This is a genomic window from Kitasatospora sp. NPDC015121, from assembly GCF_055562955.1.
Genome location: NZ_JBVHEH010000016.1, coordinates 113187 through 127402 on the forward strand (window position 1 = coordinate 113187; position 14216 = coordinate 127402).

At 74.3% G+C, this 14216-nt stretch carries 15 protein-coding genes; 9 read left to right on the forward strand and 6 right to left on the reverse strand.

Annotated features, from left to right (window positions below; all coding sequences use genetic code 11):
• Positions 1-46 precede the first annotated feature (46 nt).
• Positions 47-1495 carry a PP2C family protein-serine/threonine phosphatase gene (locus tag ACZ3J7_RS24680; protein WP_465624772.1) on the reverse strand — a complete coding sequence of 483 codons (1449 nt, stop codon included), beginning with the start codon at positions 1493-1495 and terminating at the stop codon, positions 47-49.
• 227 nt (positions 1496-1722) lie between these two features.
• Between ACZ3J7_RS24680 and ACZ3J7_RS24685 the strand changes: the two genes are divergently transcribed.
• Entirely contained in the window at positions 1723-2259 is a 537-nt protein-coding gene (locus ACZ3J7_RS24685) for an O-acetyl-ADP-ribose deacetylase (protein ID WP_465624774.1), read from the forward strand.
• A 303-nt stretch (positions 2260-2562) separates the two neighbouring features.
• Here the strand turns inward: ACZ3J7_RS24685 and ACZ3J7_RS24690 are convergent, their stop codons facing one another.
• Entirely contained in the window at positions 2563-3390 is an 828-nt protein-coding gene (locus tag ACZ3J7_RS24690) for a methyltransferase domain-containing protein (protein WP_465624776.1), read from the reverse strand.
• Between the two features lie 174 nt (positions 3391-3564).
• Between ACZ3J7_RS24690 and mshA the strand changes: the two genes are divergently transcribed.
• The 3 genes from mshA (at position 3565) to ACZ3J7_RS24705 (ending at position 6057) form a co-directional block, all read left to right on the forward strand.
• Complete coding sequence (mshA, locus tag ACZ3J7_RS24695) at positions 3565-4923, forward strand: D-inositol-3-phosphate glycosyltransferase (protein WP_465624778.1); 1359 nt, start codon at positions 3565-3567, stop codon at positions 4921-4923.
• A gap of 89 nt (positions 4924-5012) precedes the next feature.
• Positions 5013-5528, forward strand: a complete 516-nt coding sequence (locus ACZ3J7_RS24700; RefSeq protein WP_465624779.1) for a type III secretion system chaperone family protein — start codon at positions 5013-5015, stop codon at positions 5526-5528.
• 31 nt (positions 5529-5559) lie between these two features.
• Positions 5560-6057, forward strand: a complete 498-nt coding sequence (locus ACZ3J7_RS24705; RefSeq protein ID WP_465624781.1) for an SLATT domain-containing protein — start codon at positions 5560-5562, stop codon at positions 6055-6057.
• Between the two features lie 81 nt (positions 6058-6138).
• Here the strand turns inward: ACZ3J7_RS24705 and ACZ3J7_RS24710 are convergent, their stop codons facing one another.
• A complete protein-coding gene (locus ACZ3J7_RS24710; protein ID WP_465624783.1) occupies positions 6139-7410 on the reverse strand; it encodes an MDR family MFS transporter in 1272 nt (423 codons plus the stop codon).
• A gap of 165 nt (positions 7411-7575) precedes the next feature.
• Between ACZ3J7_RS24710 and ACZ3J7_RS24715 the strand changes: the two genes are divergently transcribed.
• Together ACZ3J7_RS24715 and ACZ3J7_RS24720 are read left to right on the forward strand one after the other, a co-directional pair.
• Positions 7576-8334 (forward strand): phosphoglyceromutase, encoded by a 759-nt coding sequence (locus tag ACZ3J7_RS24715; protein ID WP_465624785.1) that lies wholly within the window; start codon positions 7576-7578, stop codon positions 8332-8334.
• A gap of 284 nt (positions 8335-8618) precedes the next feature.
• The gene (locus ACZ3J7_RS24720) at positions 8619-9209 is read left to right on the forward strand and encodes a lytic polysaccharide monooxygenase auxiliary activity family 9 protein (RefSeq protein WP_465624787.1); all 591 of its coding nucleotides are present in this window, start codon (positions 8619-8621) and stop codon (positions 9207-9209) included.
• Between the two features lie 134 nt (positions 9210-9343).
• Here ACZ3J7_RS24720 and ACZ3J7_RS24725 read toward each other — a convergent pair whose 3' ends face one another.
• Both ACZ3J7_RS24725 and phoU read right to left on the reverse strand, forming a co-directional pair.
• On the reverse strand, positions 9344-9526 hold the full coding sequence (locus ACZ3J7_RS24725; RefSeq protein ID WP_465624789.1) for a hypothetical protein: 183 nt from the start codon (positions 9524-9526) through the stop codon (positions 9344-9346).
• Between the two features lie 152 nt (positions 9527-9678).
• Complete coding sequence (phoU, locus tag ACZ3J7_RS24730) at positions 9679-10353, reverse strand: phosphate signaling complex protein PhoU (RefSeq protein ID WP_465624791.1); 675 nt, start codon at positions 10351-10353, stop codon at positions 9679-9681.
• Positions 10354-10638: 285 nt separating this feature from the next.
• Between phoU and ACZ3J7_RS24735 the strand changes: the two genes are divergently transcribed.
• Together ACZ3J7_RS24735 and phoP are read left to right on the forward strand one after the other, a co-directional pair.
• The gene (locus ACZ3J7_RS24735; RefSeq protein ID WP_465624793.1) at positions 10639-11922 is read left to right on the forward strand and encodes a sensor histidine kinase; all 1284 of its coding nucleotides are present in this window, start codon (positions 10639-10641) and stop codon (positions 11920-11922) included.
• Entirely contained in the window at positions 11919-12611 is a 693-nt protein-coding gene (gene phoP, locus ACZ3J7_RS24740; RefSeq protein ID WP_033250991.1) for a two-component system response regulator PhoP, read from the forward strand. Before ACZ3J7_RS24735 ends, phoP begins: the two co-directional genes overlap by 4 nt.
• 65 nt (positions 12612-12676) lie before the next feature.
• Here the strand turns inward: phoP and ACZ3J7_RS24745 are convergent, their stop codons facing one another.
• Entirely contained in the window at positions 12677-13339 is a 663-nt protein-coding gene (locus ACZ3J7_RS24745; protein WP_465624795.1) for a DUF461 domain-containing protein, read from the reverse strand.
• Positions 13340-13715: 376 nt separating this feature from the next.
• On the opposite strand from ACZ3J7_RS24745, the gene ACZ3J7_RS24750 reads away from it, so the two are divergent.
• Entirely contained in the window at positions 13716-14198 is a 483-nt protein-coding gene (locus ACZ3J7_RS24750) for a CarD family transcriptional regulator (protein ID WP_014136563.1), read from the forward strand.
• Positions 14199-14216 lie beyond the last annotated feature (18 nt).

Sequence of the window (14216 nt, forward strand, 5' to 3'; positions counted from 1 at the left end):
GCCCCGGGGAACCGGGGCCGCCCTCCGCGTGCCGGGGCCGCGCCGCTCAGCCCATGATCACCGGGACGGGGTTGCGCTCCAGCAGCAGCACCGCGACGTCGTCGGTGAGCGCGCCGCCGTTCAGCTCCTCGACCTCGGCGATCGCCGAGTCGACCAGCCGGCCGCGGGTCAGCCCGGCGGCCTGGTGGTCGGCGATCAGGTCGATCAGGCCCTCCTGGCCCAGCCGCGGCGAACCCGCCCCGACCTTGCCCTCGACCAGGCCGTCGGTGTACATCAGCAGCCGCCAGCCGGGGGAGAGGTCGACCCGCAGCGCGGGCCAGACCGAGTGCGTCGCGTCGCAGGGCAGCAGGCCGAGCGCGGGGCCGGCCTGGTCGAGCGGGAGCAGGACGGGCGGGCCGTCGGGGGCGAGCAGCAGCGGCGCGGGGTGCCCGGCGAGGTACAGCTCGGCGGACTCGGGGCCGCCCGGCTCGGCCGGGGCGTCCAGCACGACCATGCACAGGGTCGCGAAGATCTCGTCGCTGCGGCGCTCGTGCTCCAGCACGTGCTGCAGGGTGGTGAGCAGGTGCTGGCCGGTCAGCCCGGCGAACACCAGGGTGCGCCACGCTATCCGCAGCGCGACGCCGAGCGCGGCCTCGTCGGGGCCGTGGCCGCAGACGTCGCCGATCACCACGTGCACCCGGCCGTCCTTAGTGCGGACGGCGTCGTAGAAGTCGCCGCCGAGCAGGGCGCGGCGGCGGCCGGGGCGGTAGCGGCGGGTGAAGGCGAGGTCGGCGCCGTCCAGCAGCGGGGTGGGCAGCAGGTGGCGCTGGAGCCGGGCGTTCTCCTGGCCGCGGATCTCGGCCTCGACCAGCCGGCGCTGCGACTCGTCGGCGCGCTTGCGCTCCACCGCGTAGCGCAGGGCGCGGGCCAGCAGCGGGCCGCCGGTGTCCTGCCGGAGCAGGAAGTCCTGGGCGCCGGCGGCGACCGCGGCGGCGCCGAGTTCGGCCCCGGCGGCGTCGGTGAGCACCACGACGGCGGTGTGCGGGGCGCGCAGCAGCAGCTCGCGCAGCCCGTCCAGCCGGTCGGAGGGGTCTTCGGACGGGTCGTCGCGGGGCCCGTCGGGCGTGCCGAGGTCGAGCAGGACGCACTGGAAGTCGAGGTGGCGCTGTCCGCGCCGGCCGGAGCCGGGCGGCGGGGGCAGCGCGGCCAGTGCCTCGCGGATGCCGTCCACCCGGTGCAGTTCGGCGTGCAGCCCCAGCTCGGCGGCGAGCGAGTCGAACAGGGTGTGCCCGGGACCGTCGGCCTCGACCACCAGCACCCGGAACTCGGCGGCGGGCCGGGCGGGTTCGGCGGCGGCCGGGATGCTGCGCGGATGCGGTATCGGCGTGGCGCCGCTGGCCTGGGCGGCGCTCTGGCCGGGGCGCTGGGCGCTGTGGGCGCGGCGGCTGCGGCTGCGTTCGGCGGTACCGGCGCTACTGGTCGCGTCGGGTGCCCGCCCGTCTCCCGTAGCGGGCATCGGTCGGTCCTTCCTTTCCCCGACGGACCAACGGCTGGTGTCCGTCCGCAGTGCCCGGGCGGCGCCGGGCATCGGGGGGCTTCCCGCGACCATAACGTGATCTCCGTGGATTTCTTCGACTGAGCGGCGCCGATGTGGTTATTGCCACGCGTCTGGTGGCGGTTCTGCCTAGGGTTTCCGCGGGTTTCCGCCATGGGCGGGCCGGAATCGACCGGAGGAGTGCCGCGGTGACGCAGATCACGCTGGTGCAGGGTGACATCACGGAACAGCAGGTGGACGCGGTGGTGAACGCCGCCAACAGCTCGCTGCTGGGCGGCGGCGGGGTGGACGGGGCGATCCACCGGCGGGGCGGGCCGGAGATCCTGGCCGAGTGCCGCAGGCTGCGCGCCTCGCACTACGGCGGGGGCCTGCCGACCGGCCGGGCCGTGGCGACCACGGCGGGACGGTTGCCGGCCCGCTGGGTGGTGCACACCGTCGGTCCGGTGTACCGGGCGGAGGACTACCCGGAGCGCGCCGGGCTACTGGCTTCCTGCTATCGGGAGTCCCTTCGGGTCGCGGTCGGGCTGGGCGCGCGGACGGTGGCCTTCCCGGCGATCTCGGCCGGGATCTTCGGCTGGCCGCTGGAGGACGCCGCGCGGATCGCCCTGGCGACCGTGGCCGAGGAGGGCCCGGACCTGGACGAGGTGCGGTTCGTGCTGTTCGGCGCGGACGCGTACGAGGCCTTCGAGCGGGCCCGGCGCGGGACGGGCGGACCGGCCGACTGACGGGTGCCGGGGCGGCTGCGCGAACAGCCGACCGCGGCGGGCGTCCGGTCGGAGCGGCCTGCGGGGAGGACGTGCGGGGAGCGTGCGGGGACGTGCGGTAGTGGGCGTGCGGACGGGCGGGTGCCCGGGCGGCTGCGCCGGCAACCGTCCGAGGACCGTCCTCCGAACGGCTCCATGGTGGCCTGAGGGGGCGTCAACACGCCAGAGGAATTCGATAACTCGTTCGAGTGAACGGTCGAACGGGCGATCGGACGGCGGGGGCTGCGGGGCGCTGCGAGGCACCGCCGGGCACCGCCGCGCCGCTCAGCGCGGGGCCAGTGCGGCCCAGTCCACCGTCAGCTCGCCCTGCCGCCACCGGTGGCCCGGCCCGTCCCGCAGCGGCCAGTCCGCGGCCAGCGCCGCGCAGGCCGCCGCCCAGCGCTGCCTGGCCCCGAACGCGCCCAGCGGCGCGGCGGCCGCCCAGGCCCGGTCGAAGTCGCGCAGGAAGGAGTGCACCGGGCGCCCCGGCACGTTGTGGTGGATCAGCGCCTTGGGCAGCCGCTCGGCCAGGTCGGACGGCCGTTCCAGACCGGCCAGCCGGGCCGCGAAGGTCACCGTGCGCGGCCCCTCCGGGCCGAGCGCCACCCAGACGTGCCGCCGGCCCACCTCGTCGCAGGTGCCCTCCACCAGCAGCCCGTCCGGCGCCAGCCGCCCGCACAGCCGGGCCCACACCTCGGCGACCCGCTCCTCGTCGTACTGCCGCAGCACGTTCGCCGCCCGGATCAGCTGGGCCCGCGCCCCGCCGTCCAGCGGCACCTCGAAGCCGCCCCGGCGGAACTCCAGCAGCGGCGGCCGGGCCATCGGCAGCGCCGCCGCCACCCGGGCCGGGTCGATCTCGATCCCCACCACCCGGACGTCCGCCCGCACCGCCCGCAGCCGGGCCGACAGCTCCACCGCCGTCCACGGCGCCGCGCCGTACCCCAGGTCGACCGCGACCGGCGGCTCCACCGCCGCCCGCAGCGCCCGGCCCGCGGTGTGCGCGATCCAGCGGTCCATCCGCCGCAGCCGGTTGGTGTTGGTGGTGCCCCGGGTGATCGTCCCCACCGGCCGGACCGACCGGCCCCGGGACGACGGCGTGTCGCTCGCTGCCATGGTCACCAAGCGTACGCAGCCGGACATGGCCCCCATGCCGGTGCCCTCCACCGGGAATAGAGGGAAGCTCCAGCTCCGTTCCCCCCTTGACGTCATCCGCCCGCTGCCGCCGGCCGCGGGCGGCGGCGCGAACAGACCAGACCAGACGGCCGGCACCCAGGGAGGCATCCGCAGGTGACCCAGCACCTCGTCCGCAGGCCCCGCCGGGAGTCGCGGTGGGCCGCCACCGCCACGGCCGCCCCCGCGCTCCCCGCCGTCCCGTCCGCCGCGCCCGCCGGGCCCGCCCGCCGGCCGCGCCGGATCGCGATGCTGAGCGTCCACACCTCGCCGCTGCACCAGCCCGGCACGGGCGACGCCGGCGGCATGAACGTGTACATCGTGGAGCTGGCCAAGCGCCTCGCCGACCTGGACGTCGAGGTCGAGGTCTTCACCCGCGCCGTCAGCTCGGACGACGCCCCCACCGTCGAGCTCGCCCCCGGCGTGCTGGTCCGGCACGTCACCGCGGGCCCGTACGAGGGCCTGATCAAGGAGGACCTGCCCGCCCAGCTGTGCGCCTTCACGCACGGCGTGCTGCGCACCGAGGCCGGCCACCGCCCCGGCTACTACGACCTGGTGCACTCGCACTACTGGCTGTCCGGCCAGGTCGGCTGGCTGGCCGCCGAGCGCTGGGGCGTCCCGCTGGTGCACACCATGCACACCATGGCCAAGGTCAAGAACGCCGCCCTCGCCGAGGGCGACACCCCCGAGCCCGCCGCCCGGGTGATCGGCGAGACCCAGGTGGTCGGCGCCGCCGACCGGCTGATCGCCAACACCGCGGAGGAGGCCGCCGAGCTGGCCCACCACTACGCGGCCCGCCCCGACCAGCTGGCCGTCGTCCACCCCGGCGTCAACCTCGACGTCTTCCGCCCCGACGGCCGGGCCGCCGCCCGCGCCCGGCTCGGCCTCCCGCAGGACGCCGCGGTGCTGCTGTTCGCCGGCCGAATACAGCCCCTCAAGGCGCCGGACGTGCTGCTCAAGGCCGTCGCCCGGCTGCTCGACCGGCACCCCGGGCTGCGCGAACGGCTCGTCGTCCCGATCGTCGGCGGCCCCTCCGGCACCGGCCTGGCCCGCCCCGAGAGCCTGCACAAGCTCGCCGCCCAGCTCGGCATCGGCGACGTGGTCCGCTTCCACCCGCCGGTCGACCAGCACCGCCTCGCCGACTGGTACCGGGCCGCCACCGCCCTGGTGATGCCCTCGCACAGCGAGTCCTTCGGCCTGGTCGCGCTGGAGGCCCAGGCCTGCGGCACCCCCGTGGTCGCCGCCGCCGTCGGCGGCCTCCCGGTCGCCGTCCGGGACGGCCGCACCGGCACCCTCGTCCCCGGCCACGACCCGGACGCCTGGGCCCGCGCCCTGCTCCCCTACGTCACCGACCCCGCCCTCAGTCCCGCCCGCGGCGCCGCCGCCGCCGCCCACGCCGCCGCCTTCGGCTGGCTCACCGCGGCCGGCGCCACCGCGGAGGTCTACCGCGGGGCGATGGCCGCCGTGCGGGCCTGAGCGCGGCGGGCCCCTCCCGGGGCCCCGCACCGTCCCGGTGTCGTGTTGCTCACCGTTCCCGCCCGCCCCGGAGGGACTAGCGTGGGGTCATGGCTCCCAAGGACGACGCCCTGACCCTGCTGCGTGCCGCGCTCGACGAGGCCGGTGTGGCCTGGGAGCCGGCCGCCGCCGACCCGTACACCGTGGTGGCCGCGCTGCCCGGGACGCGGAAGCTCTCCACCGCGTGCGCGCTGCGGGTCGGGGACCACACGCTGTCGGTGAACGCGTTCGTGATCCGGCGGCCGGACGAGAACCACGAGGCGTTCCACCGCTGGCTGCTGGAGCGCAACACCCGGATGTTCGGCGTCGCGTACGCGGTCGACCGGCTCGGCGACGTCTACCTGACGGGGCGGCTGCCGCTGGAGGCGCTGACGCCGGGGGCGGTGGACCGGCTGCTGGGCAGCGTGCTGGAGAACGCGGACGAGCCGTTCGACACCCTGCTGGAGCTCGGCTTCGCGACCGCGATCCGCCGCGAGTGGGAGTGGCGGACCAAGCGCGGCGAGTCCACCCGCAACCTGGCCGCGTTCGCCCACCTGGTGAGCGGGCCCCCTCCCGCCGAGGGCTGAGCCGGGTATCCTCCCGGCCGGGGAGGAAACCATGGACACCGAACGCCTCGGATCCCCCGGATCCGCCGCCTCGGCACGGAAGTTGGCCTGGCTGGAGACCGAGCTCGCGGCCGAGCTGAAGGAACGCCGGCGCCGCCGCGACTGGGACCGGCGCCGGGCACTGACCCTGCAGCTGGCCACCGTCAGCCTGTCCGCCCTGGTCACCGTGCTGCTCGGCCTGAAGGTCGGTGAGCCCGCGGCCGGCCGGCTGGCGGACGCCGCCCTGGTCTCCGGCGCGCTGGTGACCGTGCTCGCGGCCTGGGCCGCGTTCTTCGGCTACCGCACGCTGTGGATCCAGCGCTCCGACACCGTGCACCGGCTCACCTCGCTGCGCCGCCGCCTCGGCCTGCTCAAGGCCGAGTACGGCGACGCGGTCCCGGAGGCGTCCCGGCTGGCGGTCCTGGTCGACGAGTACCAGGCGATCCTGGAGGACGACCACGACTCCTGGGTGCGGCTGCGCCAGAGCGAGGCCGGCGGCACCGCCGACTGACCGACGCCTAGACCCTCTCTCTCGGATCTTGCCGGGCGCCCGACGCCGCGCGCTGATCCGACAAGATCCGAAAGAGAGGGCCTAGCCCGCCACGGCCCCCGCCTGCGCCGTCCGGACGTCCACCGCCCCCTCCGGAGCCGACGGGCGGGCCGGGCGGCGGCCGATCCGCACGAAGGCGGCCGCGGCCAGCGTGCCCGCCGCCGCGCAGCCGCCCCACAGCGCCCAGCTGCCCGCGTACTGCAGCAGCAGGCCGCCGCCGAGCGGCCCGGCGAACGAGGCCAGCGACCAGGAGAGCGAATAGACGCCCTGGTAGCGGCCGCGGGCCCGGGCCGGGGAGTGCTCGGCGACCAGCGCCATCATGGTCGGGGCGGTGACGATCTCGCCGATCGTCCAGACCGCCACCGTCAGCGCGTACAGCGCGGCGGACGAGCCGGCCAGCGCGGTCAGGCCGAAGCCCCAGCCGGTCAGCAGCGCGCCGGCCACCAGCAGGGCGGTGCGGTCGCGGTTCTCCATCAGCCGGGTCAGCGGGAGCTGCAGCAGCACGATCAGCACCCCGTTCAGGCTGATCACCAGGCCGAACTCGGCGGCCGAGAGCCCGTGCGCGCCCATGTCCACCGGCAGCGTGGTGGAGCCCTGCTGGACGACCAGCGCCAGCAGCAGGTTCACCGCGACCACCGCCATGAACGGCCCGTCCCGGAACACCGTGCCCAGCCCGACCCGAGGCGCCTCCTCCGGCGCGGCCGCCGGAGAGGCCTCCGGCCGGGTCTCCGGGACCTTCACGAACACCACCACCGCGCACAGCAGCGTGGTCACCGCGTCCAGCAGGAACAGCGTCAGGTAGCCGTGCACGGCGATCAGCCCGGCCACCGCGGCGGACGCGCCGAAGCCGATGTTGATCGCCCAGTAGTTCAGCGCGTACGCCCGCACCCGGTCGACGGCCGGCACCAGGTCGGCGATCATCGCGCTCACCGCCGGACGGGACGCGTTGCTCGCCAGGCCGACCAGGAAGGCCACCGCGGCGATCGCCACCGGCCCGTCGGTGAACCCCAGCAGCGCGGTGAACAGGGCGGTGGACAGCTGCGCCGCCAGCAGCGTCGGCCGCCGCCCCAGCCGGTCGGTCAGCACCCCCGCGCCGAGCGCCGCCACCGCCGAGCCGAGCCCGAACAGCGAGGCCACCAGGCCCGCGTACGCCGCCGAGTAGCCGCGCTGCTGGGTCAGGTACATCGCCAGGAAGGTCACCACGAAGCCGCCGAGGCGGTTCACCAGGGTGGACGTCCACAGCCACCAGAACTGGCGGGGCAGCCCGCCACCCGCTCTGCGGGCTTCGGCGGCCAGACGGGCGAGCAGGGGCATGGGGGCTCCCGGACGGTACGGGCCCCGGTCGGGCCGGCCGCGGGCAGGGTGGGGCGGCCGCCCGCGGGGCGGGTGGAACGGTAAGAGTCGAAACCGATGAGCGAACATTACATCCGAGGGGGACGGCCAAGCGATCCGATATACCCCTCCACTAGGCTTGGCCCCATGGCTGACACGACCTATCGCTTGATCCTGCTCCGCCACGGCGAGAGCCAGTGGAACCAGAAGAACCTGTTCACCGGTTGGGTCGACGTCGACCTCAACGAGAAGGGCGAGAAGGAGGCCGCCCGCGGCGGCGAGCTCCTGCTCGCCGAGGGCCTGCTGCCGGACGTGCTGCACACCTCGCTGCTGCGCCGCGCGATCCGCACCTCGCAGATCGCCCTCGACAAGGCCGACCGCCACTGGATCCCGGTCCGCCGCAGCTGGCGCCTGAACGAGCGCCACTACGGCGCCCTCCAGGGCAAGGACAAGGCCCAGACCCTCGCCGAGTTCGGCGAGGAGCAGTTCCAGCTCTGGCGCCGCTCCTACGACACCCCGCCGCCGGCCCTCGCCGACGACGCCGAGTACTCCCAGGCCGGCGACGCCCGCTACGCCGAGATCCCGTCCGAGCTGCGCCCGAACACCGAGTGCCTCAAGGACGTCGTCGAGCGGATGCTCCCGTACTGGTACGACGCGATCGTGCCGGACCTCGCGGCGGGCAACACCGTCCTGGTCACCGCGCACGGCAACAGCCTGCGCGCCCTGGTCAAGCACCTGGACGGCATCTCGGACGAGGCCATCGCCGGCCTCAACATCCCGACCGGCATCCCGCTCGTCTACGAGCTCGACGCCGACTTCAAGCCGGTCGCCGCCGGTGGCCGCTACCTCGACCCCGAGGCCGCCGCCGCCGCCATCGAGGCCGTGAAGAACCAGGGCAAGAAGTAGCACCCGCTCGCCCTCACCCACCTCTCAGCCCCCTGCCCGGCGCAACGACGCCCCGGCCCAGGGGGCTGTGCCGTTTCCGGGGGAGGCGGTCGGACGGGGTGTCAACTCACGGGTGGTAAAGCTTGGTCCACGGGGAAGAATGGTTCAGACCATTGACGCCACGCGGCGCCTGCTCTTAGCGTGGGAGCACTGTCGGCGCGGGCATGACAATCTTGGTCGCCCCCCACGCGGCCCATCCGCGTGCCCGCGGTCGTGTACTCCATCCACCCCCACGGAGGAGCACCATGCGCAAGCGCAACATCCTGGCGGTCGGCTTCGCCGCCGCCGCGGCGGTCCTGGCCACCGCCCTCCCGGCCAGCTCGCACGGGTACATCACCACGCCGCCCAGCCGGGCGGGGCTGTGCGGTGCCGGTGTGGTCAAGAACTGCGGCGACATCCAGTGGGAGCCGCAGAGCGTCGAGGGCCCCAAGGGCTTCCCGACCCGCGGCCCGGCCGACGGCACGCTGTGTGCCGGCGGCGACGCCCGCTGGGCGCCGCTCGACAACCCGCGCGCCGGGGCCTGGCCGGCCACCAAGGTGACCGCCGGGCAGCAGCTGACGCTGACCTGGAGCATCGAGGCGCGGCACGCCACCACCTCGTTCCGGTACTTCGTCACCAAGCCGGGCTACGACGCCACCACCAAGATCACCAGGTCGAACCTGAACCTGACCCCGATCCTGACCGTCCCGATGGGCGGCAAGCAGCCCCCGGCCACGCTCAGCCACACCGCCACCCTGCCGACCGGGCTGACCGGCCACCAGGTGATCCTGGCGGTCTGGGATGTCGCGGACACCGGCAACGCCTTCTACCAGTGCATGGACGTCAACTTCTCCTGACGCCGGCACCCACGAGGGCCGGCCCGGAGCCGGCCCGCACGCGCCGGACGGCCGGGCACCCCAGCGGGAGGGGTGCCCGGCCGTCCGGTCGTGCGGGCGTCGGTGCGGGCCGGACCGGCCCGGCGGAGGCGGCGTCAGTGGCCGCCGCAGCAGCCCCCGGTCACGCCGCCGCACTGGCAGGGCGCGCCCGACTGGCAGCCGCAGCCGCACCCCGGGCTGCAGCTGCAGCCGGCCGCGAGGACGGGCAGCAGCCGCACCGCCGCCGGGGCGGCCGGGCCGGGCTGGGGAGTGGTCGGGGTGCCGGCGGTCGTCTTCATCGCGCTGCCTCTCGTCCGGGCGGAGCCGGGCAGCCCGGAGGAGCCACCCCGTCCCTCCGAGTGAAACGCGGCGGCCGACGGTGCGTCAACGGGCGCGCGGAGGCTGCCGGTCGCACCCGCGTGCGCCCCTCGCCTCCTCCCGGGCGGGGCGGTTACTCGGCGGACTCGGCGGTGGCCACGAAGTCGGCCACGTGCTCGCCGGTGACCAGGTACACCACCCGCTTGGCGACCGAGACCGCGTGGTCGGCGAAGCGCTCGTAGTAGCGGCCGACCAGGGTGACGTCCACCGCGGTCTCGATGCCGTGGTGCCAGCGGTCGTCCAGCAGGTGCGAGAACAGCTCGCGGTGCAGGGCGTCGATGGCGTCGTCGTCGGCCTCCAGCTCCAGCGCCTTGTCGACGTCCTTGGTGGCGATCACCAGGCCCGCCTTGGCGACCAGGCGCTGGGCGAGCTGCCCCATCTCCAGCACGATCGGGTGCAGGTCGAGGGGGACGGCGGTCTCCGGGTAGCGCAGCCGCGCGACCTTGGCGACGTGCCGGGCCAGGTCGCCGCAGCGCTCCAGGTCGGCGCTCATCCGCAGCGAGGTGACCACGATCCGCAGGTCGGTGGCGACCGGCTGCTGGCGGGCCAGCAGGTCGATGGCGCGGTTCTCCAGGTCGTGGTGCAGGCCGTTGATCTTCTCGTCGGCGGCGATCACGCTCTCCGCCAGTGCCAGGTCCGCGTCCAGCAGGGCGGTGGTGGCCCGTCCCATCGCGGAGCCGACCAGACGGGCCATCTCGACCAGGCTGTCGCTGATCGAGTCGAGTTCCTCGTGGTACGCGTCGCGCATGCGCTCTTCTCCTCCAGTACCGGTGTCGGTGGCGGTGCCGACCGGACGCCCCGGACCGGTCCGCCGGAGGGCGGAGGGTGCGGGCGGCCGCTGCTGGTGGCGCGAATGGTAGCCGCGTCACCGCCCGCACGGGCTTGCCCGGCCCAGACTGAGCCGTTCGGGCGACCTCCCACGGCCGCTGCGGTGAATCGGCGGAATCCTGAAGGTGAATTCTCGGCAACGTCAGGCCGATGCCTTGATCGCACCCTTACGGAGCGCGCCCGGGCACCATTTACGCTGGCAGGCATGGACGTGAACGTGGCCGCCGCCGCTGCCTGCGCCGTAGCCGGGCTCGGCGTCGGTCTCACCGCCTCCATCGCCTTCCGCTGGAGCGAGCGCGAGCAGGCGCGGGACCGGAACGGCGGCAGGACCGGCAGGACCGGCAGGGGCGGCAGGGGCGGCGCATCGACGGAGCTGGACCAGGAGCCGGCCCTCCCCCCGGGAGTGGACACCGTGCTCTCGGTGCTGCGCTCCTGCGCGATCGTGCTCGGCGAGGGCGACGAGGTGGTCAAGGCCTCCTCCGCCGCCTACGCGATGGGCCTGGTCCGCGGCGGCAAGGTGGCGGTGGACCAGATGCTGGCGCTGGCCCGCTCCACCCGGCGGGACGGCGAGATCCGGCAGATCGAGCTGGAGCTGACCCGCCCCGGCGCCTCGGCCCGCACCGCCGAACCGCTGGCGGTCTCGGTCCGGGTCGCCCCGCTGGGCTCCCGGCTGGTGTTGGTGCTGGTCGAGGACCGCACCGAGCGCCGCCGGATCGAGGCGATCCGCCGCGACTTCGTGGCGAACGTCTCGCACGAGCTGAAGACCCCGGTCGGCGCGCTCTCGCTGCTCTCCGAGGCCGTCGCGGACGCCTCGGACGACCCGGAGGCGGTGCAGCGCTTCGCCGGCCGGATGCAGGTCGAGGCGACCCGGCTGGCCAGTCTGGTGCAGGAGATCATCGACCTGTCCCGGGTCCAGGACGACCAGCTCAAGGTCGACCCGGAGCCGGTCGCGGTGGACGAGCTGATCGCCGAGGCGATCGACCGCTGCCGGCAGACCGCCGCCGCCAAGCAGATCGTCATCGCGGCGGGCGGCACCACCGGCCTGTACCTGGTCGGCAACCGCGGCCAGCTGGCCGCCGCACTCGGCAACCTGGTGGAGAACGCGGTGAACTACAGCCCGCCGCGCACCAGGGTCGCCCTCGCCACCCGCCGGATCTCCAGCGCCGCGGCGCTGGGCGAGGCGGACGGCGAACTGATCGAGATCTCGGTGACCGACCAGGGCATCGGCATCTCGGAGAAGGACCGCGAGCGGATCTTCGAACGCTTCTACCGGGTGGACCCCGCCCGCTCCCGCCTCACCGGTGGCACCGGCCTCGGCCTGTCCATCGTCAAGCACGTCGCCGCCTCGCACCGCGGCACCGTGTCGGTGTGGAGCGTCGAGGGACAGGGTTCCACCTTCACTCTGCGGCTCCCCGCCGGGCAGGCCCCGGTCGGGAGCGCCGACAACCAAGCAGCAACCACACTTCCTGCCCCGGAGGCCCGATCGTGACCCGTGTACTGGTGGTCGAGGACGAGGAGTCGTTCAGCGACGCCCTGTCGTACATGCTCCGCAAGGAGGGCTTCGAGGTGGCGGTCGCCGCCACCGGCCCCGACGCGCTGGAGCAGTTCGAGCGCAACGGAGCCGACCTCGTCCTGCTCGACCTGATGCTGCCGGGGCTGCCCGGCACCGAGGTCTGCCGCCAGCTGCGGGTCCGCTCCAACGTCCCGGTGATCATGGTCACCGCGAAGGACAGCGAGATCGACAAGGTGGTCGGCCTGGAGATAGGGGCCGACGACTACGTCACCAAGCCGTACTCCACCCGCGAGCTGGTCGCCCGGATCCGCGCGGTGCTCCGCCGCCGGGGCGAGGACGGTGGCGGCGACGGCGCGGCCGCCCCCGGCGCGCTGGAGGCCGGCCCGGTCCGGATGGACGTCGACCGGCACGTGGTGACGGTGGACGGCGCCAAGGTCGACCTGCCGCTCAAGGAGTTCGACCTGCTGGAGATGCTGCTGCGCAACGCGGGCCGGGTGTTGACCCGGATGCAGCTGATCGACCGGGTCTGGGGCGCGGACTACGTCGGCGACACCAAGACCCTGGACGTCCACGTCAAGCGCCTGCGGGCGAAGATCGAGCCGGACCCGGGTGCCCCGCGCTACCTGGTCACGGTCCGCGGCCTGGGCTACAAGTTCGAGCCGTAGGCCGGCCCGGCACAGCAGGAAGGGCCCCGCCTCGGCGGGGCCCTTCCCGTGGTGCGGGGGACGCGTCAGCGCGCCGAGGCCGAGCCCGACGGGCTGGCCGGGGCGGACGCCGAGCCGCTCGCGGTGGCACCGGCCGAGGCCGACGCCGAGGAGGACGCGGACGCGCCGGCCGACGCCGACGCGGAGGCCGACGCCGACGCGGACGGGCTGGCGGCGGCCTTCGGGCCGAAGCCCGCGTAGTGGCCGGTGGCCGGCTGCACGTTGGCGTCGGCCGAGACCTCGCCGGCCTGCTGGAAGCCGAAGGTGGTCGCGGCGTAGCCGCCGACCGACAGGTCCGAGGAGGGCACCTGGGCGCTCGGGCCGTCCGCGCCGCCGAGCAGCACCGACTGGCCGGCCCTGATCGGGATGCCGGTGACGGCGGCGCCGTCCTCGCCGGTCAGCTTGGCGGCGACGTCGCCGATCCTGACCGAGGTCAGCACCTCGTCGGTGGTGCCGGTGTTGGCGATGTTGACCGTGACGGTCGCCGGGCCCTGGTGCTCGCCCGCGGTGCCGGCCGGGGTGACCACCACGATGTTGTTGAGCCTGACCTTCTCGCCGATCGAGGTGGCCGCGTTGTCCGGCTTGATCTCCAGCGTGCTCGCGTCGTTGCCCGCGGCGCAGGCGGCCAGCGGAACGATCGCGGCGAGGACGATGGCGGCGGCAGCGCCGCGTCGAAGGCTCCGGCTCACGGCGGCGACTTCTCCTTGATACGGGGGACGATCCGGCGGAAAACGGATCACGGTCGGTGGTCGAGGGTCAGACTACCGACCACACATATCCGGCTCTCACGGGGTGGCCCCGTGTCGCGGTCCGATCACGATCCGGGGCGTCCGGCGCGTCGTGGGCAAAAACTCAAGATCCAATCATGGTTTCGGGCGTGTGACCAGAGGTTTCGTCGCGCGGTCAGACCGCCTCCGACCTGCGGGAAGCCCGCATCGAACACCGGTCGCAGCATGCGACGGGGGTGGTTGTCAAGCCCTGGGACCGGCCCTGACCTGCGAAAACGCCCTTCGAGTCAGCCGAAAAGCGTGTTATTCTGGAAAGCCACGGAAGGGGTCCTGTCACATGACGTTCAAGGTTGGCGACACGGTGGTCTACCCCCATCACGGGGCTGCGCTGATCGAGGCCATCGAAACTCGCCAGATCAAAGGTGTGGACAAGACCTACCTGGTGCTGAAGGTGCAGCAGGGAGATCTGACGCTTCGCGTTCCCGCGGAGAACGCCGAGTTCGTCGGCGTCCGCGACGTGGTGGGCCAGGAAGGCCTGGACCGCGTCTTCGAGGTGCTCCGGGCACCGTACACCGAAGAACCCACCAACTGGTCTCGCCGGTACAAGGCGAACCTCGAGAAGCTCGCCTCCGGCGATGTGATCAAGGTCGCCGAGGTCGTCCGCGACCTGTGGCGCCGCGAGCGCGAGCGCGGTCTGTCCGCGGGCGAGAAGCGGATGCTGGCCAAGGCGCGCCAGATCCTGGTGAGCGAGCTGGCGCTCGCCGAGAACACCAACGAGGACAAGGCCGAGACGCTGCTCGACGAGGTCCTCGCCTCCTGAGCCGTGGGTACGGAAGCC

Excerpts from the sequence above, each read along its gene's own strand:
- ACZ3J7_RS24750 (WP_014136563.1), top strand. The coding sequence starts at position 13,716 with ATGACGTTCAAGGTTGGCGACACGGTGGTCTACCCCCATCACGGGGCT.
- ACZ3J7_RS24710 (WP_465624783.1), bottom strand. The coding sequence starts at position 7,410 with ATGCCCCTGCTCGCCCGTCTGGCCGCCGAAGCCCGCAGAGCGGGTGGC.
- ACZ3J7_RS24725 (WP_465624789.1), bottom strand. The coding sequence starts at position 9,526 with ATGAAGACGACCGCCGGCACCCCGACCACTCCCCAGCCCGGCCCGGCC.
- phoU (WP_465624791.1), bottom strand. The coding sequence starts at position 10,353 with ATGCGCGACGCGTACCACGAGGAACTCGACTCGATCAGCGACAGCCTG.
- ACZ3J7_RS24705 (WP_465624781.1), top strand. The coding sequence starts at position 5,560 with ATGGACACCGAACGCCTCGGATCCCCCGGATCCGCCGCCTCGGCACGG.
- ACZ3J7_RS24720 (WP_465624787.1), top strand. The coding sequence starts at position 8,619 with ATGCGCAAGCGCAACATCCTGGCGGTCGGCTTCGCCGCCGCCGCGGCG.
- ACZ3J7_RS24700 (WP_465624779.1), top strand. The coding sequence starts at position 5,013 with ATGGCTCCCAAGGACGACGCCCTGACCCTGCTGCGTGCCGCGCTCGAC.
- ACZ3J7_RS24690 (WP_465624776.1), bottom strand. The coding sequence starts at position 3,390 with ATGGCAGCGAGCGACACGCCGTCGTCCCGGGGCCGGTCGGTCCGGCCG.
- ACZ3J7_RS24680 (WP_465624772.1), bottom strand. The coding sequence starts at position 1,495 with ATGCCCGCTACGGGAGACGGGCGGGCACCCGACGCGACCAGTAGCGCC.
- ACZ3J7_RS24715 (WP_465624785.1), top strand. The coding sequence starts at position 7,576 with ATGGCTGACACGACCTATCGCTTGATCCTGCTCCGCCACGGCGAGAGC.
- ACZ3J7_RS24735 (WP_465624793.1), top strand. The coding sequence starts at position 10,639 with ATGGACGTGAACGTGGCCGCCGCCGCTGCCTGCGCCGTAGCCGGGCTC.